The sequence below is a fragment of the Pseudoalteromonas sp. SiA1 genome (genome assembly GCF_018732205.1).
Lineage (GTDB): Bacteria > Pseudomonadota > Gammaproteobacteria > Enterobacterales > Alteromonadaceae > Pseudoalteromonas > Pseudoalteromonas tetraodonis.
In genome coordinates this window covers 2,873,110-2,891,855 of the sequence record NZ_CP076084.1, presented here as the reverse complement: position 1 = coordinate 2,891,855, position 18,746 = coordinate 2,873,110, and the positions used below count along the sequence as shown (strand labels likewise).

General features: G+C 40.4%; 16 protein-coding genes. 10 read left to right on the top strand and 6 right to left on the bottom strand.

Annotated features, from left to right (window positions below):
- Positions 1-11 precede the first annotated feature (11 nt).
- Positions 12-911, top strand: coding sequence for a Dyp-type peroxidase (locus KK487_RS13420; protein ID WP_013465923.1), 900 nt, complete (start codon positions 12-14; stop codon positions 909-911).
- 57 nt (positions 912-968) lie between these two features.
- Here KK487_RS13420 and argR read toward each other — a convergent pair whose 3' ends face one another.
- Positions 969-1,436 carry a transcriptional regulator ArgR gene (gene argR / locus KK487_RS13415; RefSeq protein ID WP_008114955.1) on the bottom strand — a complete coding sequence of 156 codons (468 nt, stop codon included), beginning with the start codon at positions 1,434-1,436 and terminating at the stop codon, positions 969-971.
- A gap of 215 nt (positions 1,437-1,651) precedes the next feature.
- Between argR and mdh the strand changes: the two genes are divergently transcribed.
- Positions 1,652-2,584, top strand: coding sequence for a malate dehydrogenase (gene mdh, locus KK487_RS13410; RefSeq protein WP_013465922.1), 933 nt, complete (start codon positions 1,652-1,654; stop codon positions 2,582-2,584).
- A gap of 75 nt (positions 2,585-2,659) precedes the next feature.
- Here mdh and ispB read toward each other — a convergent pair whose 3' ends face one another.
- Positions 2,660-3,631 (bottom strand): octaprenyl diphosphate synthase, encoded by a 972-nt coding sequence (ispB, locus tag KK487_RS13405; protein WP_033103972.1) that lies wholly within the window; start codon positions 3,629-3,631, stop codon positions 2,660-2,662.
- A gap of 423 nt (positions 3,632-4,054) precedes the next feature.
- On the opposite strand from ispB, the gene rplU reads away from it, so the two are divergent.
- The 7 genes from rplU (at position 4,055) to KK487_RS13370 (ending at position 9,638) form a co-directional block, all read left to right on the top strand.
- Positions 4,055-4,366 (top strand): 50S ribosomal protein L21, encoded by a 312-nt coding sequence (gene rplU, locus KK487_RS13400; protein WP_004587921.1) that lies wholly within the window; start codon positions 4,055-4,057, stop codon positions 4,364-4,366.
- 16 nt (positions 4,367-4,382) lie between these two features.
- Positions 4,383-4,640, top strand: a complete 258-nt coding sequence (gene rpmA / locus KK487_RS13395; protein ID WP_008114963.1) for a 50S ribosomal protein L27 — start codon at positions 4,383-4,385, stop codon at positions 4,638-4,640.
- Between the two features lie 154 nt (positions 4,641-4,794).
- Positions 4,795-5,946: an Obg family GTPase CgtA gene (gene cgtA, locus KK487_RS13390; protein WP_013465920.1), complete on the top strand. Its 1,152-nt coding sequence runs from the start codon at positions 4,795-4,797 to the stop codon at positions 5,944-5,946.
- Between the two features lie 71 nt (positions 5,947-6,017).
- Positions 6,018-6,509 carry a type 3 dihydrofolate reductase gene (folA, locus tag KK487_RS13385; protein ID WP_024601745.1) on the top strand — a complete coding sequence of 164 codons (492 nt, stop codon included), beginning with the start codon at positions 6,018-6,020 and terminating at the stop codon, positions 6,507-6,509.
- Positions 6,510-6,591: 82 nt separating this feature from the next.
- On the top strand, positions 6,592-6,966 hold the full coding sequence (locus KK487_RS13380) for a DUF3718 domain-containing protein (protein ID WP_013465918.1): 375 nt from the start codon (positions 6,592-6,594) through the stop codon (positions 6,964-6,966).
- A gap of 183 nt (positions 6,967-7,149) precedes the next feature.
- Entirely contained in the window at positions 7,150-9,090 is a 1,941-nt protein-coding gene (locus KK487_RS13375) for a methyl-accepting chemotaxis protein (RefSeq protein WP_215521844.1), read from the top strand.
- A 74-nt stretch (positions 9,091-9,164) separates the two neighbouring features.
- Positions 9,165-9,638, top strand: a complete 474-nt coding sequence (locus tag KK487_RS13370) for a peroxiredoxin (protein ID WP_013465916.1) — start codon at positions 9,165-9,167, stop codon at positions 9,636-9,638.
- Between the two features lie 73 nt (positions 9,639-9,711).
- On the opposite strand, the gene KK487_RS13365 is transcribed toward KK487_RS13370, so the two are convergent.
- A complete protein-coding gene (locus KK487_RS13365; protein ID WP_033103974.1) occupies positions 9,712-11,841 on the bottom strand; it encodes a S8 family peptidase in 2,130 nt (709 codons plus the stop codon).
- Between the two features lie 407 nt (positions 11,842-12,248).
- On the opposite strand from KK487_RS13365, the gene KK487_RS13360 reads away from it, so the two are divergent.
- Positions 12,249-13,433 carry a BaiN/RdsA family NAD(P)/FAD-dependent oxidoreductase gene (locus KK487_RS13360; protein WP_215521843.1) on the top strand — a complete coding sequence of 395 codons (1,185 nt, stop codon included), beginning with the start codon at positions 12,249-12,251 and terminating at the stop codon, positions 13,431-13,433.
- Between the two features lie 102 nt (positions 13,434-13,535).
- Here the strand turns inward: KK487_RS13360 and KK487_RS13355 are convergent, their stop codons facing one another.
- The 3 genes from KK487_RS13355 to KK487_RS13345 form a co-directional block, all read right to left on the bottom strand.
- Positions 13,536-14,465, bottom strand: coding sequence for a Fic family protein (locus KK487_RS13355; protein ID WP_083494665.1), 930 nt, complete (start codon positions 14,463-14,465; stop codon positions 13,536-13,538).
- A gap of 157 nt (positions 14,466-14,622) precedes the next feature.
- Positions 14,623-15,711 (bottom strand): GGDEF domain-containing protein, encoded by a 1,089-nt coding sequence (locus tag KK487_RS13350; protein WP_058155263.1) that lies wholly within the window; start codon positions 15,709-15,711, stop codon positions 14,623-14,625.
- A gap of 284 nt (positions 15,712-15,995) precedes the next feature.
- Positions 15,996-18,743: a S9 family peptidase gene (locus KK487_RS13345; protein ID WP_215521842.1), complete on the bottom strand. Its 2,748-nt coding sequence runs from the start codon at positions 18,741-18,743 to the stop codon at positions 15,996-15,998.
- Positions 18,744-18,746: the final 3 nt, after the last annotated feature.

Below are 18,746 nucleotides of genomic sequence, written 5' to 3'. Positions count from 1 at the left end.
AAGGAATGACAATGGCGCAAGCGCAATCAGGGATTTGTGCTGAAGCAAACTTACACGGTTTGCACTTATTTTTTAATGTACTTGATGGTCACGACGAATCACTTCGCGCTAAGCTTAAAAAAGTGAGCGATATTGAAGATGAGTTTAGTGATCAATTCTCTGAATCTATGCTTTCTTGTATGGTCGCCATTGGCGCGCAATATTGGCCACACATTCTGCCCGATTATATGCCAAGCGAGCTGCAAAGCTTTCCTAATATCACCCATAGCGATTTTGTGATGAGTGCAAGGCCATGCGATTTATTTGTACAAATCCGCTCAGACAGAGAAGATGTGAACCACCTGTTTGCATTGCAAATATTAAAACTTTTCAACCCTGATGTTGAGCTGGTGGAGCAAATTCGTAATTTTCGTTTTCTAGATGGCCGTGATTTTAATGGTTTTATTTATGCCGGTGATACACCGCATGGTCGTCAAAAACGGGTTACGGCCCTCGTTAATAAGCCTGATAGCTTTGAAGATCAAGGCAGCTATATTCATGTTCAGCGCTATAAGCATGACTTAACGTTATGGCAGCACTTGTCGTTGCAAGAACAAGAACAAATAATGGGGCGTACTCGTCTCGACAATACCCTAATAAGCCCCGCACTTGAAAGCAGCCATGCAACCCGAAGTGAATTAAAAGATGAACAGGGGCAAGCATTATTACTAAATCAAAGTATGCCTTATGGCGACGTGTATGAGCAGGGGATGTTAATGATTACGTGCTCGGCTAAAGGGGATGCGTTCGAGAAAGTACTCAATAGCCGATTAGGGCAGGGGGAGTATTACGACCATTGGCTTGATTTTACTCAAGCAGATATGGGCTCTGCGTTTTTTGCACCCTCAGTGCGATTTCTAAAGCAGCTATAAAACAAGCCAGTAACGGCTACGTATCAGTATAGCCGTAACAGTGATAACCAAACGAGTTTAAACCGTATCAAACAAAATACGCACACGCTCTAATGTGAGGTCTATTTCTGATACTTTCGCTGGCGCAATAAAAATAGTGTCATCGCCGGCAATTGTTCCTAATACGCCATCTGCTTTACCTAATGAGTCAAGTAAACGGGCAATTAGCTGAGCAGCGCCTGGGCTGGTGCGAATAATAATCATCATTTCGTTATGCATAATGTCAATAACTAACTGGCGTAACGGGCTTTTAGCGGTTGGTACACCCATTTCGGCAGGTAAACAGTACACCATTTCTTGTTTTGCATTGCGGGTACGTACCGCGCCAAACTTACTTAACATCCGCGACACTTTACTTTGGCTAATATTATCAAAGCCTTGTTCTTTTAATGCGTCAACTATTTCGCCTTGTGAGCCAAAATTCTCTTCTTTTAAAAGTGCTTTAAAGGCTTTTACCAATGCTTCTTGTTTGTCTTGTGGTTGCATAGTGTCTAATTAGTTATGTTGTCGATACTGCAAATTCTACACAAAAATGCATATTTATGCAGCAGTTGTTTAGGTTTTGCTGCGTTTAAACAGCAAACTTTACAACTATGGTCGAAAATATAGCTAAAATAGGCAGGATAAATTTGTTTTTAGTCGCTAATTTCTTTATCTTATAAACCACAAATATTTCCTTCCTCAAATCACGGAGAATTCCAATGAAAGTTGCTGTATTAGGTGCTGCAGGTGGTATCGGTCAAGCGTTGTCTTTATTATTAAAAACAGGCTTACCAGCTGGTTCAGAATTATCACTATATGATGTTGCGCCAGTAGTTCCTGGTGTTGCTGTTGACCTTTCTCATATCCCAACAGATGTAAAAGTTGAAGGTTTTGGTGCAGATGCACTAGATAAAGCATTAACAGGTTGTGATATTGTTTTAATCCCAGCGGGTATGCCACGTAAGCCAGGTATGGATCGTGCTGATTTATTTAATGTTAACGCTGGTATCATTAAAACATTAGCAGAAGGCATTGTTGCTAACTGTCCTAAAGCGCTTGTAGGTATTATCACTAATCCAGTTAATGGAACTGTACCTATTGTTGCTGAAGTATTCAAAAAAGCAGGTACTTACGATGCTAAGCGTGTATTTGGTATTACAACTTTAGATGTGATCCGTTCTGAAGCGTTTATTGCTGAACTTAAAGGCGTAGACGTAGCAAGTGTTAAAGTACCAGTGATTGGTGGCCACTCAGGCACAACCATTCTACCGTTACTTTCTCAAGTTGAAGGTGTTACTTTCACTGATGAAGAAGTGGCTACACTAACTCCTCGTATCCAAAATGCAGGTACTGAAGTAGTTAATGCTAAAGCGGGCGGTGGTTCTGCAACATTATCTATGGGTGCTGCAGCAGCACGTTTTTGTATGTCTTTAGTTAAAGGCTTACAAGGTGAAGACGTTGTAGATTATGCATACGTTGCTGTTGAAAATGGCGATGCAGAGTACTTTGCACACCCAGTACGTTTAGGCAAAAATGGCGTAGAAGAAATTCTTTCTTACGGCACTTTAAGCGCATTTGAAGAGCAAGCTAAAAATGACATGCTTGAAACGCTGAAAAAAGATATCAAAGAAGGTGTTGATTTTATGGCGTAATAGCCAAAATTAACCCATAAAAAAGCCTGCATTTGCAGGCTTTTTTATTGCTCGGAATTATCTACACAGTATTACTTAGTGGTCGCGGTCAACCGCTATTCTAGCTAAGCTAATTAGTGCTTGCTTGTAACTCGACTCAGCTAAGCAATCTAAACAGGCAATTGCTTTATTAGCTTCTTGCTCGGCTTTTTCCATTGTGAACTCAAGGGCATTGGTATGTTTGAGCGCAGCCAGTATCTCGTTAAGGTGCTCCATACCATTACAGTGCTCAATAGCGTCTCTTATTAACTGTGTTTGATGCTCACTACCGTGTTGCATTGCATATATAAGAGGTAACGTCGGCTTACCTTCAGCTAAATCGTCGCCAATGTTTTTACCAAGTTGGTCGGCATCAGCGTTGTAATCTAAAACATCATCCACTAACTGAAAAGCAGTACCTAAATGCATGCCATACAAATTAAGTGCCTCTAGTACAGTATCGTCTTGCTCAGTAATAATGGCCGCAAGACCCGTCGCTGCTTCAAATAGCTTGGCGGTTTTAGAATAAATAACCTGCATATAACTGGCTTCAGTGGTATCAGGGTCGTTGCAGTTCATTAATTGCAGCACTTCACCTTCAGCAATAATGTTGGTTGCATCAGCCAGTACTTGCATTATTTGCATTTTACCAAGACCCACCATTAGCTGAAACGAGCGGGTGTAAATAAAATCACCCACCAGTACGCTAGCAGCATTACCAAACTCAGCATTTGCTGTAGGTGTGCCACGGCGCAAATTAGATTCATCTACAACATCATCATGTAAAAGCGTTGCGGTATGAATAAATTCAATGATAGTTGCTAGCGTAATGTGATCTTTGCCTTGGTAACCTAGCGCTTTAGCCGCCAAAATAGCCAACATAGGGCGAACGCGTTTGCCACCGCTGTTAACAATATACAAACCAAGTTGATTAACTAACGCCACATCTGAGCGCATTTGCGCATGTATTAGTTGATTGACGTCATTCATATCGCTTTCGATTAACGCCTGGATAGCTTTTATATCCATTGATCTCCGAGCCAATTTTAATGTGTGAACGGCGCAGATTGTACAACAAAAAATGCATTAGCTCGATATTTTGTGATGATTCCTTAAAAAAACACCCTTAAGTAGGTTAAATGATCTATTAACCTTGTGAATAATTGATTAAACATCCTGGTTTAATTTTGAATCACCCCTGGCGGTTAATTGAACTACATAGGCTCGCTTTGCTATTGCTAATTTATTTTCTGTAACCGTTAAAAAGCGCTTGGCAAAGGGGGATTTTAATATAAAATAGGGGAAATATTGAATTGCTCTCAATGCAGCTACTTTTTATTCATTTAATTACAAAAAGAGGCTTGCTAGTTTTTACGCATTAGCGTAAACTTCGCGCCCTATTGAAGAATATTTTAGTTGCGTCGATTTGAGGGCGCACAGACGGAGTTAATTATGTACGCGGTTTTCCAAAGTGGTGGTAAACAGCACCGTGTGACTGAAGGTCAAACAATTCGTCTTGAGAAATTAGACGTTGAAACTGGTGCAGCAGTTGAATTTGATTCAGTACTTTTAGTTGCTGATGGTGAGAAGATCGAGATTGGTGTACCGTTCGTAAACGGTGGTAAAGTAACAGCTGAGGTTGTTTCACACGGTCGCGGTGAGAAGATTAAGGTTGTTAAATTTAGACGACGTAAGCATTCTCGTAAGCAAATGGGCCATCGTCAATGGTTCACAGAAGTTAAAATCACTGGCATTAGCGCTTAATTAGAGGTACTTAGAAATGGCACATAAAAAAGCAGCTGGTAGTACTCGTAACGGTCGCGATTCAGAAAGCAAACGCCTAGGTGTTAAGCGTTTTGGTGGCGAATCAGTTCTAGCGGGTAGCATCATTGTTCGTCAGCGTGGAACTCGTTTCCACCCAGGCGCAAACGTAGGTATCGGTAAAGACCACACTATCTTCGCAAAAGCAGATGGTAAAGTTCAGTTTGAACAAAAAGGTCCTTTAAACCGTAAATACGTAACTATCGTAGCTGAGTAATCAGTAAGGTAGTTAAAAAACCCCGCCTTTGCGGGGTTTTTTGTTTTAAGCATGTTTAAATATATACCCAAGTGTTTTTATGCTCAGTGTGCTCTATAGGCCACTTAGGTATATAATAGAGTTATTAACAAGCCAATCCCTAAAGTGAGTAATCATGAAGTTTGTAGATGAAGTAGAAATTCGCGCAGAAGCTGGTGACGGTGGCAGCGGCATCGTGTCTTTTCGTCGTGAGAAATATGTTCCAGATGGTGGACCTGATGGCGGTGACGGTGGAGACGGTGGTAGTGTTTATCTACAAGCTGATGAAAACTTAAATACCCTTATTGACTATCAATTTGAGCGTTTTCACAGAGCAGAACGCGGTACAAACGGTCAAAGCCGTAATTGTACGGGTAAAAAAGGTGAAGACCTGATCGTTAAAGTGCCTGTTGGTACACGTATTATTGATGTTGATACACAGGAATCATTAGGGGATTTAACCCAAGATGGTCAACGAATTGTGGTTGCAAAAGGCGGTTTCCATGGCTTGGGGAATGCGCGTTTTAAATCAAGTACTAATCGTGCTCCACGTCAAAAAACACTTGGCACACCGGGTGAAGTACGTAACCTTAAGTTAGAGCTAATGCTACTGGCTGATGTCGGCTTACTAGGCTTACCAAATGCAGGTAAATCAACCTTTATCCGCAGTGTGTCAGCTGCAAAACCTAAAGTAGCTGATTATCCATTTACTACGCTGATTCCTAACTTAGGGGTTGTTCGTCCTGAAGCAAACAAATCATTTGTAATTGCTGATATTCCAGGTTTGATTGAAGGCGCGTCAGAGGGTGCGGGATTAGGTATTCGCTTCTTAAAGCATTTAGAGCGTTGTCGTGTGCTTTTACATATTATAGATGTAATGCCAGTTGATGGCTCTAACCCTGTTGATAATGCATTTGCAATCATCAACGAGCTACACCAGTACAGCCCTAAGCTTGCTGAAAAGCCACGCTGGTTAGTATTTAATAAAATTGATTTATTGCCTGAAGATGAAGCCAAAGCCTTATGTGAGCAAATTGCAGAAGAGTTGGGTGAGTCTGAAAATATTTACAGTATTGCTGCAATTAATAAATTAAATACGCAGCCATTAATTCACGACATCATGACGCTACTTGATAACATGCCTAAAGAGAAGTTTGTTGAAGTGGCAGACGAAGAGGTTGAATTTAAGTGGGATACCTACCATCAAAAAGCCACTAAAGGCGATGATGATGACTGGGATGATTGGGATGAAGATGATTACGACGTAGAAGTTGTCTACGAGCGTTAATAATTGTTTATATTTAAAAGGAGCTAACGCTCCTTTTTCTTTGATTAATAATAAAGTATTGGGTATTTAGTGTGATAATTTCAATGATTGCAGCAATGGCAAATAACCGTGTCATTGGCTTAGATAATAAAATGCCATGGCATTTACCTGGTGACCTTCAGCACTTTAAAAAAGTAACCTCTGGTAAACCCGTTATTATGGGGCGCAAAACATTTGAATCAATAGGCCGACCGTTACCTGGGCGACGTAATATTATTATTACTCGTAATAAAGACTATCACGCATCAGGAATTGAAACAGTAACCACACCAGAAGCTGCACTTGAGCTTGTTAATGATGTTGCAGAGGTGATGATAATTGGTGGCGGAAACATCTACCAGCAGTTTTTAGCGCAGGCGCAGCGCTTGTATTTAACCTTTATAGACTTAGATGTTGAAGGGGATACACAATTTCCTGATTATAAAAGTGTTGCAAACTGGCAAATTGAAGATGAAATGTTGATGACGCCCGATGATAAAAATAAATATAGTTATAAGTTCGTAACTTTGAATAAAGTTTCTTAACATTATTGCGAAAATCTGAGCGTGTTGGTACAATATTAAACAGTCGAGTACGAAAAAAGTATTAATATAGGGTGTCCAATCAATGATTAAATTACCAAAGCTAGTTGTAATTGCTGCTATTGCAGCGGGTTCGTTCGCTTATACTGCGCCTGTAAGCGCTGATGATCAGTTAGCTGTTTCAGTCTGTGAATACATTGCCGCTGATGATAAAAATCGTCTGCGTAGCAAACTAAAAAGTTCACGTGTGAAAGTACGTAATATCTATGATGCAGTTTTCTGTAATGGTAACAACTTATTGCGTCACGCTGTTGCAAGTAATGCGGTTGATACGGGTGAGTACATTGTTAAAAACTTATCAAAAAGCTCACTTGAAGATGGCGCAGATATCGCTTGGGCTGAGGCAAATCATGCTGGTTCAGCTTTAATCCCTATTATTAAAGACCGCGCAGGCCTTTAATTAAAAGCTTAATTTAAAAAAACCGCGTTTATACGCGGTTTTTTATTAGTTACTTAAAACATCCTTCTATTGAGTCTTTATCTACCTCTCAATACACCTGACTATTACCCTAATTAAGTCTTTTACATAAAAATGTCATAAAAATTCAATACTCTGTATGAATGTCACTTTTGAGATATGTTTATGCGTGTATCATTTTTTACCCGTCTTTTAGCTATTTTATTAACGTTAGCCAGTGTGTTGCTCGCTGCTACCTTGTTATGGGCAAGTCATACATTACTAAAAATTCAACAACAAGATATTGCTTATAGCCAATTAAAAAATACCATAATGGTCGATCTTGCTGGCCTTTTAGAAGACTACTTGGCACGAGGCAATAGCCAATACCTGACGCAATCTTCAGCTTTAATTGAACAACTTAAAGCGCAGCAGCTAACGGTACTTCCCTCTGAGTTAGAAGTGCGCCTTTCAACACAGCTATTTTTATTAAATAAAGACATTAACGGTAAATACAGAGCACTAGGAAAGCTCTCAGGTAACGAAACTGCGCTTTTAGACAATGCTCTGAGACAAATGGCGGGCTCAGCGTCATCGCTTATTAATTATGTACAAAAAGCATCAACTCAAAGTAGTCATGCTCTAAGCTACAACAAGTTGGCGAGTGATTATTATAGTGAAGTGGTTAATTTATCTTTATCGACCTATCAACTGCTAAATGATTACCAGCCTGAAATTGAAAAAAGCCTGCAACAAAGCGTAAAAAATTTAAATTTACTCGCTGCAAAAATTGTACAGTTGCCTAATTTAGGTGTGATGACTGAGGTTGATGAATTTGCTTTATTTGTAGATGAGGAGCCAGAGGATTTGGCTGCTGATATAAAAGCGGAGTTGGTTAGTTGGCCTAAACGCTATTTACGTGATTTAAGCAGTACTTTATCGCAAGCAAAGCAGCGTAATTCTGGAACGAATGAGTTACGTGAACAAATTAGCGTGTTGTCAAAAACAGTGATTGAGGCAGAGCAAACATTAAAAGCGCAGCAAGATACCGTTAAACAACAAGTATTTTGGGTGTTTGGAATTGCAATAGGTGGTTTAGTAATATTAGCTTTTGGTGTTTATTGGGTGCAACGTAAACAGGTTTTACAGCCTTTGCGGCAACTGCGAGATGGGTTTGCATTTTTAATCGAAAGTAATGAGTTAAAAAATATTACAGTGAATAATCCTAAAACAGAGGTTGGTGAAATAGCGCAGTATTTTAACCTGTTAATTGAGCGCCAGCGTCTGGAGGCGCAAGAAAGAGCGAGTATGCTTGGTGTCGTTAGTGACTTCATGGAGCAAATGAGTGAGCATTTAGAAAAAATAGGGTCAAAAAGCGCGACTAGCTACGAACAAGTTGTTAAAAATGAAAGTTTACTAGTAAATATTCAACATATAGGTGAGCAGGTTAATCATATTAACGCTCAAGCTGCTGAAAATGCTCAAAGTACTTATGAGGCAATGCAGCAAAGTGTTGGTTTTGCTAAAAATATGCTTAATGCGAGTTCTGATACACAGCAACGTATTGAACAAGGTATGCACAGTGTGCAAGAGTTACTGAGCGGCGTACAAGGAGTGAGTAATATAATAACGGTTATTCGCACCATAGCTGAACAAACCAATTTATTAGCACTGAACGCTGCAATAGAATCAGCAAGGGCCGGTGAGCAAGGCCGAGGTTTTGCGGTGGTTGCTGATGAAGTAAGGCAATTAGCCATGCAAACCCAAGGTTCGTTAAAAGAGATTAACGATCAGCTGGCGTTATTAAGTGAGAACTCTCAAATGGTCTATTCACAAATTAATGCGTTAACTGAGGATGCACAGCTACAAACCGAAAATGCCCAAGAGCTTCAAGCAAACTCTGAAGGGGTCGCAAATAATGCTCAGCAGGCAAACACAGTTGCAGTTGAAGCAATGGAGCTTGCAAAACAGCAAAGCAATTTCCTTAGTGACTTTACCCAATCAATGCATAATATGAAAAGCCAAGTAAATGAGTCGAGTGAGTTGGTGTCTGATATTCGCTCGCAGCTAGAGCTGCAAATGGCAACAATTAGAAAGGGATTGGGTTTAGACAGTGATGCAGTTTAATCGCGGTATAAACTCGAAACCGTAAATATTAACCTGTATGCTAAAAGTCTACGTAATTACCCAAAGGATTTAACATGATTGAACAAGGTCAAACAATACCCGCAGTTAGTCTATCTAAGCTAACCGATGACGGTATGCAAACACTGACAAGCAATGAATTATTTGCAGATAAAAAAGTCGTGTTATTTGCAGTGCCAGGCGCTTTTACACCAACGTGTTCGAATGCTCATTTACCTGGATATATCGCGCTAGCCGATAAAATTAAGGCTAAAGGTATTAACGCTATCTATTGTGTATCGGTAAATGATGCATTTGTGATGAAAGCGTGGGGTGAGTCACAAAATGCAGAGCATATAGATATGCTTGCAGACGGTGATGCTAGTTTTACCCGTGCTTTAGGGCTTGAAAAAGATACCGCAGGCTTTGGTGGAATACGCTCAAAACGATACGCGATGGTTGTTGATAATGGTGTTGTTACTGGTCTATTTGTAGAACAAGACAAAGAGTTTGTAATAAGCAGTGCTGAAGCTGTTTTAGCAACGCTTTAACACTGACGACTTTAATCAGAGAATAAAAAGCCGATACAGTGTATCGGCTTTTTTTATCTAAAGAGAGGATGTTTTATGGCTGGTATTGACCGCTTAGCGTTAAACCAGAGAATGTTTGATACGCATTAACACTTAAGTGCCATGTTCCCGCTTGAGGATTACTAAAAGTACAAGTTTCGGCGTTACCATTTTTATATGGACGACAATCATAGCTTGAGCTTGTTGGCTGGCTACCAAATTTTACAAATAAGTCTGCATCACCGGTGCCGCCTGACGTTGTAACAGTAAAGTTTGCCATACCCGCCGGTACATCTAGCGTGTAATGTTTCCACTGACCTGCATTTGCTGTGATATCAGACACTGTGCCGCCACCTGCTTGAGGTGTACCTGAACCACCACCTGTTGAACCACCCGTAATGTTACCGACTAAACTCACGCCACTGTAGGCTGAATAACCACGCAGCATTACATGGTAAGTGCCGGCTGTTGGACTATCAATAGAACATTCTTCACTGTTTCCACCTTTATATGGACGACAATCATAAGTGGTTGAGGTTGGTTTACTACCTGCACGTACATACAAGTCAGCATCCCCTGTGCCACCACTCATAGTGAAAGTAACATTGGTTGCACCACTTGGTACTGTCATAGTGTAAAAGTCTTGTGCACTTGCCGCACCGCTTAAACCGGTTTTGACTTCTCCATCAACAAGTTCGTTATCACCCGTTGTTGGCGGTGTACCACCAGATGCTGCAGCAACCGCAGCGGCCGCATCAACAATACCTGTACCACAGCTGGTACACGTGGCAGAGAATGGACGAGTGGTTGTTTTTAAAATACTTTCTATTTCATCAGGAGTCGCGTTTGGTTTTGCTTGTTTGATCAGTGCAGCAACACCCGCAACATGAGGAGCCGCCATTGAGGTGCCTTGCGAAAAGCCATAACTGTCGCTTGATGGTGTTGTTGAACCCGAATTGTAAGTTGATAACACACCTTCAGAATCATTGGCAAAGCTTTGCGCGCCACCCGGTGCTGCCACATCAATATTACTTCCATAATTTGAGTAATAAGCGCGGCCACCATTACGGCCAACTGATGCAACATTAACAACACCATTACAGTTACCTGGGTTGTAGTTTGCAGAATTATCGTTATCGTTACCTGCAGCAATAACAACAACTGTGCCGTTGTTACGAGCGGTATTAATGGCATTTTGCGTGGTTGAACTACATGCACCCGCACCACCTAAACTCATGTTAATTACATCGGCTGGATTAGCATTTGCTGATGTACCCGATACATTACCACCTGAGGCCCAAATGATACCGTCAGCAATATCTGAGGTTAAACCGCCACATTTACCCAACACACGCACTGGTACTACTTTGGCGTCATAAGCAACACCAGCAACGCCTTCACCGTTATTCGTTACTGCAGCGACAGTGCCTGCAACGTGAGTACCATGCCAACTAGAGCCTTGTGCACCGTTATTACCACATTCACCAGCTGCAACCGCATCCCCTGGATCGCGAGCATCGTTGTCACGGCCATTGCCATCATTGGCGACTGATAGATTAGAGATCATATCGTAGCCTGGTAAAATATTAGCGTTTAAATCAGCGTGAGGGCGGTAGCCCGTATCAAGCACAGCGACAACCACACCACTGCCTGTTGCCGTATCCCAAGCTGTTGGTAAGTTAAGTCCACCGGCTTGCTCATAGTAATGCCATTGATCGCCATAACGCGGGTCATTTGGTGTCGCAAATGGTTTTAGCATTTGATCGACTTCAATATATTCAACATTACCCGAATTAACCATTTCCTGCATGAACTGCTGGGCCTCTTCAGCGTTTAGTTTTTTATCGGCACGCATTACGTGATGGTTATTGAGTGCCATTGCGCGAACATACTTGGCTTTAACTTTGCCTTTTTTTGAGGTGAAGTTTTTTACAAAGCTTTGCGCTTTTTTATTCATCATTGCTGGTGATACATCAGCGGTTGAGGTACTCATCATATCGTTGTTATTCTTATATTTAATGATGAATTGAGTCTCAAAACCACCTTGATTTTGTAACTTAGCTGAGGTTTCTGCCATTGAAGGTGCGATTGCTTGCGCTGGGTTTGCCATGCTTGAGCTGGCAGCAAAGAGTGTACTTATTGTTAGCGCAACAGCGCATTTTTTGAATGAATTATTAGAAGTCATAATTACCCTTAGTTTTATTATTATTTGTGAAAATCCACAAAGCGGGTACAAAGGTAAATGATCTGTTAACTATTTTGAAATATTAAATACGTATGTACCTATTTCATTTAGTTATAACCGCGTATTTAGTGCGCTTTCAGTTGTTTTGTATTTGTTTTATTGCTATTGACGATCCTAATGTATTAGATTTTTTTGGTGTTTTTTATCATTAATTAACTTTTATTGATAAATTAAAAACAATACAAAAGGGGGGTTGACCTTTGCGGGTTAAAACAAGCCTTGTAGGCTAAGTAACAAATCGAGCAAAGCTACCGCGCCCTGTTTACGCTCAAGATAAACACGTTCTGGCTATCTGGTTATTATTGAAACTTTGTTATAATTCACAAAAGTTTTTAAGAGATAACTAAATGACTCACGTTGATGTGATAGTGATTGGTGCCGGAGCCGCTGGTTTAATGTGTGCTGCACAAGCAGGGTATCGCGGCCGAAGCGTCACAGTACTTGATATGGGTAAAAAGCCAGGACGTAAAATTTTAATTAGTGGCGGTGGGCGTTGTAATTTTACCAATGAAAATGCAAGCCCTAGCAACTATTTATGCGCAAACCCCCATTTTGTAAAATCGTGCTTAAGTCGTTATACGCAACACGACTTTGTAGAGCTTGTAGACCGACATGGTTTGGCATATCACCATAAGACACTCGGGCAATTATTTTGTGACAATAGCGCACAAGACATTGTTGATATTTTACTAACCGAGTGTGAGTGGGCGGGCGTTACTATTAAACTGCGCAGCGAAGTGTTAAATGTCGCTAAAACAGCTACCGGCTATAGTGTGACCACTGAACAAGAAACACTTACTTGTGAGTCGCTTGTGGTTGCATCGGGTGGGTTAACCATGCCTAAACTGGGTGCTACGCCAATCGGCTATAAAATTGCAGAGCAATTTGGCTTAAAGATATTGCCGACTATGGCTGCTTTAGTTCCCTTTACCTTACATCAGCACGATAAAGACCGTTTTGAAGGGCTTTCGGGTATTAGTATTCCTTGTGAAGTTGCAAGCGAAGATGGCACCGTATTTAAAGAGAATATTTTATTTACTCATCGTGGTCTATCTGGGCCTGCTATATTGCAAATAAGCTCATTTTGGCGAGCAGGTCAGGCGGTAACGATCAATTTACTGCCTGAAATAGATTTAAAGCAACAGCTTGCTGATTGGCGAGAAACACAAGCGCAAAAATCGTTGAAAAATAGCCTTGCGATTATCCTACCTAAGCGCTTTGTAGAAATACTCCACGACAGTAACGCCATTCCCGATTGTAATATTAATCAACTGACGCATGGCCAAATAGACGCGCTTGCTGATTATATTCATGCGTGGCAAATTAAACCAAATGGTACCGAGGGTTACAGAACCGCAGAGGTTACTTTAGGCGGCGTAGATACCGACGAGTTGAGCTCAAAGACATTTGAGGCTAAAAAAGCCAAAGGCTTATACTTTATTGGCGAAGTAACCGATGTAACGGGTTGGCTAGGAGGCTATAATTTCCAATATGCGTGGAGCTGTGGATTTGCCGCCGGGCAGTACGCGTAATTGTTTTTAAACAATTATAAAATTTAGCTGCAAACTGCGTATTGACACGCCACTTCATCTTTGAGGTGGCGTTTATTCCTGCTCTGTTTATAACTTAAGTTTTTAACTCGTCTGGGTAAGTTTATACTGCTGCATTTTGCTATTTGGTTTTTCGGGAATAGTCATTTCTATAATTCCAGCATCAATGGCTGGCTTTAAGTAGCGCTCTCTAAAATGTTTACGGTCTTTTAATCCAAGCTTATTTTGTAGCTCTTGTCGGTTTAATGGCTTTTCGCTTTGGGTAAATACATTAATTAAAGCGATGGCTTGGGGGGCTTGTAAGTCTACATTTATAGCCTGTTTAACTTGAGGGGGTTGTTGGGGGTTTTTGGTTTTTGTTATTGATTTTAAATCACTTTCTAATGAATTTAGTGCCGCTAGTAATGCTTCCAATATATACTCAATAAACACGGATGAGTCACCGGACTTGGTACTCAGGTTAATGCTTTCAAAATAATGTCGGCGAGTTGTCGCTATAACATTGTTAATATTTATTAGTGAAAATAGCGAATGCCACTGCGATAATTGCAGGGTTTGCCACGTACACGCTATTTCAGTATTACCCTGTGCAAAAGGTTGAATAAACTGTAATTCATAATGGCATACTGCACTACTGATTAAAGGATGATGCGCGGTTGTTTTAAACCAAGCAAATAACTCCTCTACCATTTGTGGTACTCGCATTGCTTGTGGTGCCATTTGCAAACCACTTTTTAACGCTAAACTTTGCTGCCTATAACTGCCCGATTTTTCACTCAGATCTTTGATTAAGCTTCGATGCAAGGCTAATAAGCTATCTGGGGTTGATAGGTCAGATGATATTGATTGAAACTCAGAGTTTTTCATTTGTATAGAGGTGAGTTTTTGTTGCTTATAGTGCTCAAGCATTGCAGGAGAATAAAAGGCACTGATCTTACCTAACGCTTCACTAATATTTACCATACTGTGAGTCATGCTAGCTGAAATAGAGAAGGGGGGAGTGGCGTTGCTCATTTTGCTACAAGGGTTATTCAAATCAGGGAATTAAGAATACGCGAACTGAGTTTAAAAGTCAGTTTTAATGGGTTTTTAGTCTGGTTTTTTGTGCTGTTATTGGTTCTTTATAATTAGTTTGGTGTGTGTTGATACATTAATTGGCTATCTTACTTAGTTATAAGAGGCTAGCTGAAGCGACTATCGTTAGTTTATTGTCGCTAAAATAAACTGAATTACGACCATTATTTTTAGCTTCGTATAGTGCGCTATCGGCACGTTCTAACACGCTAATAACTGAATCATCAGAACTGATGGTAGCTACCCCTATGCTTATGGTTAGCTGAATGTTGGCAATAGGGTGTGTTGAAATATAGTCTTTTAACGCGTTTGCTTGTGCTAATGCATTGGTCAGTGAGGTGTTTGGTAAAATAATAGTAAACTCTTCTCCCCCCCAACGCGCAATTAATGAATGGTTGGGCATGTTACTTTTAATCAGTTTAGCAAACTCAGCTAACACTTTATCACCGACTAAATGACCATAGGCGTCGTTTATTTTCTTAAAGTGATCAATATCACAAATAAATAAGCAGTTTGTGGTTTTTGTTTCTTTGCTGCTGGTAATGACTTGCGACAATGCATAATCAAATTTTTGCCTATTATAAAGCCCTGTGAGTTTATCTGTTTCAGCGAGATGTTGAATCTCTATATTACGGGTTGTTAAATGCGCATATGCAGAAAAACGTGTTTTTTCATAAAATCTGAAAATTAAGATATGGGCAATGCTGACCTCAATGATATTAAATAAAGAGCCCAGCCCTATAGTGACGGTTAGCTGTTGTTGCTTATAAGTTAGGTAAGCACAAATACAAAAAGCAATGGCGCTAAAAATGCTTCCCCAATTTCTACCCACTAAAAAAAACGCAAAAGGGGGAATAAGTGTTGCCCAAAATAAAGAGTGAGCAAGGCCACCGACAGAGATAACAAATGTCATTATTAAACTAACGACCATAAATGTAACTGCCCATGCCGCAGCACTTACATTTGCAGTTTTACTAAACCAGCCATAAATAGCTAATGATATAACTAAGCCTAATGCATCAATGGCGGCAATATCGTAACTGTGAAAGTAGAACAGGTTGAGTAGGGTTAAAACTAAAAAGTAGCAGGTTGCCGTTAATAATGAATGAGCAATTAAGCGTGTGCGCCAAAAGTCTTTATGATCTTTTGGATACTGTGGTAGCCCTTTGTACCAAAAATCTAGCATGCTCTACTTCTCTTAGACTGTGTCTTTTTTATTGACTGATTATTACTCATAACCCGCTCATATAAAAGTACCGAGTAAATAACTATAAAATAAAGGGTTATCTAGCTTGCGCTATTTTTGTATGCAAAATACAGTTCTGCATTGCAGTGATAGCGAGTAGATCTTCAGCTAAAGATCTGACGGGCACATTATTACTTTGGACACTCTCTTTAAAGTGGTGATAGTTACATAGTTAAAAACCCCGATATCATGCAGTGCTATCGGGGTTTTTTTACTTCTAGTGGTTACTCTTCGATAAACGCTTCACCTTCTTTCATCCACTTAGCGGCCGGTTTGCCTTTAAGATAATGATCAAAGTACTGCATCATACGCACTGAAAAATCGACCTGATTAGGAAATTTTTTCAAGTGGTGTGGTTCACCTTCGTATTGTAAAAAGGTTGCATCTTTACCTGCGCGGCGAAGCGCTAAGTAATATTGCACGCCTTCATGCCATGGCACCGCATCATCTTTGTCGCCAAACATAATTAAGATAGGAGTGTTTACTTTATCGGCAAAAAATACCGGTGAGTTTTCAATATAAAGCTCAGGTGCTTCAAATAAATTTTTACCAATACGGCTTTGCCCTGTTTCGTATTGAAATTGGCGTGCAAGTCCAGATTTTAAGCGAATGCCACTGTAAGCACTGGTCATGTTAGACACTGGCGCGCCCGATACCACTGCTTTAAACATATCAGTTTGGGTGATCATAAATGCACTTTGATAACCCGCCCAAGAGTGGCCTTGTAAACCTATTTTATCTGGGTCGGCAATGCCTAAATCAATCAGCTTTTGGGTGGCGTTGATCATGGTTTGCGTTGAGGATTTACCAGGGTGACCTATTTCAAAGCGAATGTCAGGTAAAAAGACGGCGTAGCCATTTGATGTAAACATCGGGAAATTAGGGCGATGATTTAATTCCATTTTTGGAAAGTCATACATGCGCTGGCTCATGTAGCGGTAAAAGTACACCACAACAGGCACTTTATCGCCTTTTTTGTAGCCGGCAGGCTTGATTAATACCCCTTGTAAATCTTCACCATCAAAGCCTTTATAGCTAATGAGTTCAGGTGCTTGTCCCCAAGCAAAGTTGCTTATCTGAGGGTTAAGGTTAGTTACGCGTTGTGGTTGTTTAAAGTTAGAGTCTGTTTGATAAATGTCTGGAAATTGCTGATAGGTTTGCTCAGTAAATAAGTATTTATCGGCATGTTTGGCCTTTTTAATTACATCAAAGCGCTTATTACCTGTAAGTAATTTAGTGACTTCAAGAGTTGCTAAATTAAGTTTTGCCACTTCACTTTGCTTGCTTTGTAAATTAATTGCAGAAAGCAGGAGCGTATCATTGTTGTTAAAGGCTACTTGGTTTTTATCAAGTTTGATCACTCTGTATTGCGTGTTACTTTTTTTACCATTAGTTAAGCGTTTAGCTTGCTTGGTATTGACGTTAAATGACCAAATATCGTATTTGCTGTAAACCAGTATTTCGCTGCTATCGTTCAGCCAGCCTGCAAAACCATAACCAGGCTGCTTGGATGGATAGTCGTGTTTGTCATCGGCAAACGTGGCGTTAATCGCCTTGCTGAGTACGCTCACTTTATTATTACCTAAGTTTTTAAGCTGTACTTGGTTATTATCAAAGTAAGCAGCAAACTGCCCATTGGGCGCAAGGCTCGGTCTAAATGGATAGTCGTTAATGATAGGAGTCTGTTTACCCGTGTTTATATCAACAGCAAAGTAGTCAGCAAAAAAACCGCCATACATTACTTTTTCAAGATGCGCTAAATTTGAGTAGCCTAACAATGACGTGGCACGCTCAGTATTAAGCGCCAGCTCAGGCATATTTGGCGTGCTTAACTGAACGACTTGCTGTGAGTTTACATGGTATACCGCAGTGTAATGACGGTTTTTATTATTTTCATTCCATTGCTGCTCTTCGCGAGGTTTAATTTGCGCGTCATTGTTGTGCCATACATTTAACCCTTTATGGTCGCGAATTACTTCAAAGTCATACAGTGATGACTCATCTGTGTATTCTTTTTGTTTAACTTTTGCAGCGAGTTTTGGGCGGTTTTCAAAGTATAAACGTGTACCATCTTCGGCCCAAGTTAATGTCGCGGTTTTGCCCATTAACCATTCTGGGTTAGGTGACTGCACAGTTGTAAGCGTCTCGTTTTGCCACAGCGTTAATTCGTACTGACGACGACGCTTATCATCGTTTACATAGTTGCCTAAGGTAAACGCAACGGTTTTTTCGATTGGGTGCCACGCTATTTTGCTAGCAACCACACCAGGCTCATCAATTAATACGGTGCTGGTAAAATTATCGAGTGAAAATAAGGTAATTTGATTATTGCCGCCATCAACATAGCTTTGACTCACCAATAGTTGATCGCTGGTGGCACTAATGCCATAGGTAAAGGCACTTTCAAGAGTATGAGTGCGTTTGTCACTTAAGTTGATGATAACCAGCGGATAGCTTTTATCTTTTTTGTCGGCAGTGATAGCGCTGTCGCTGTCGAGCTTTTTATCGTCTTCTTCAGCGTTTTCATTTTTGCGATAGGCCAGCCACTGGCCGTTATTAGCTAGCACGTAATCTTTTACATTATTAAAGCTTTGCTGCTCACCGGTTTGGGTGTTCACTAATACTAAGTTATTTTTTAAGTCACTTTTTTTCTTAGTGGTTTCTTTTTCAAGCAGAGTAGGCACCTGCGTAAATGCGACCCAGTTTGCCATTTTGCTAATGGTAGGACGGGTTCCTCGTTCCACTTCAGCAATAAGCTTATTGCTATTGAGTGAGTAGACTTTCCCTGTAGCATTCCCGCGATAAGGGGTTGCACTTAAAGAAAGGATTTGACCATTTTCAGAAAGCTGCGTGCCTTTTGCAGATTTAAAATCAAATACATCTTTAAATTCTAGTGGCTTATTAGCTAAAGCACTGGCGCTTGTTAAGCTGGTAATAAGTGCACAGCCTATAAGAGTGAGTTGTGTTTTCATTAT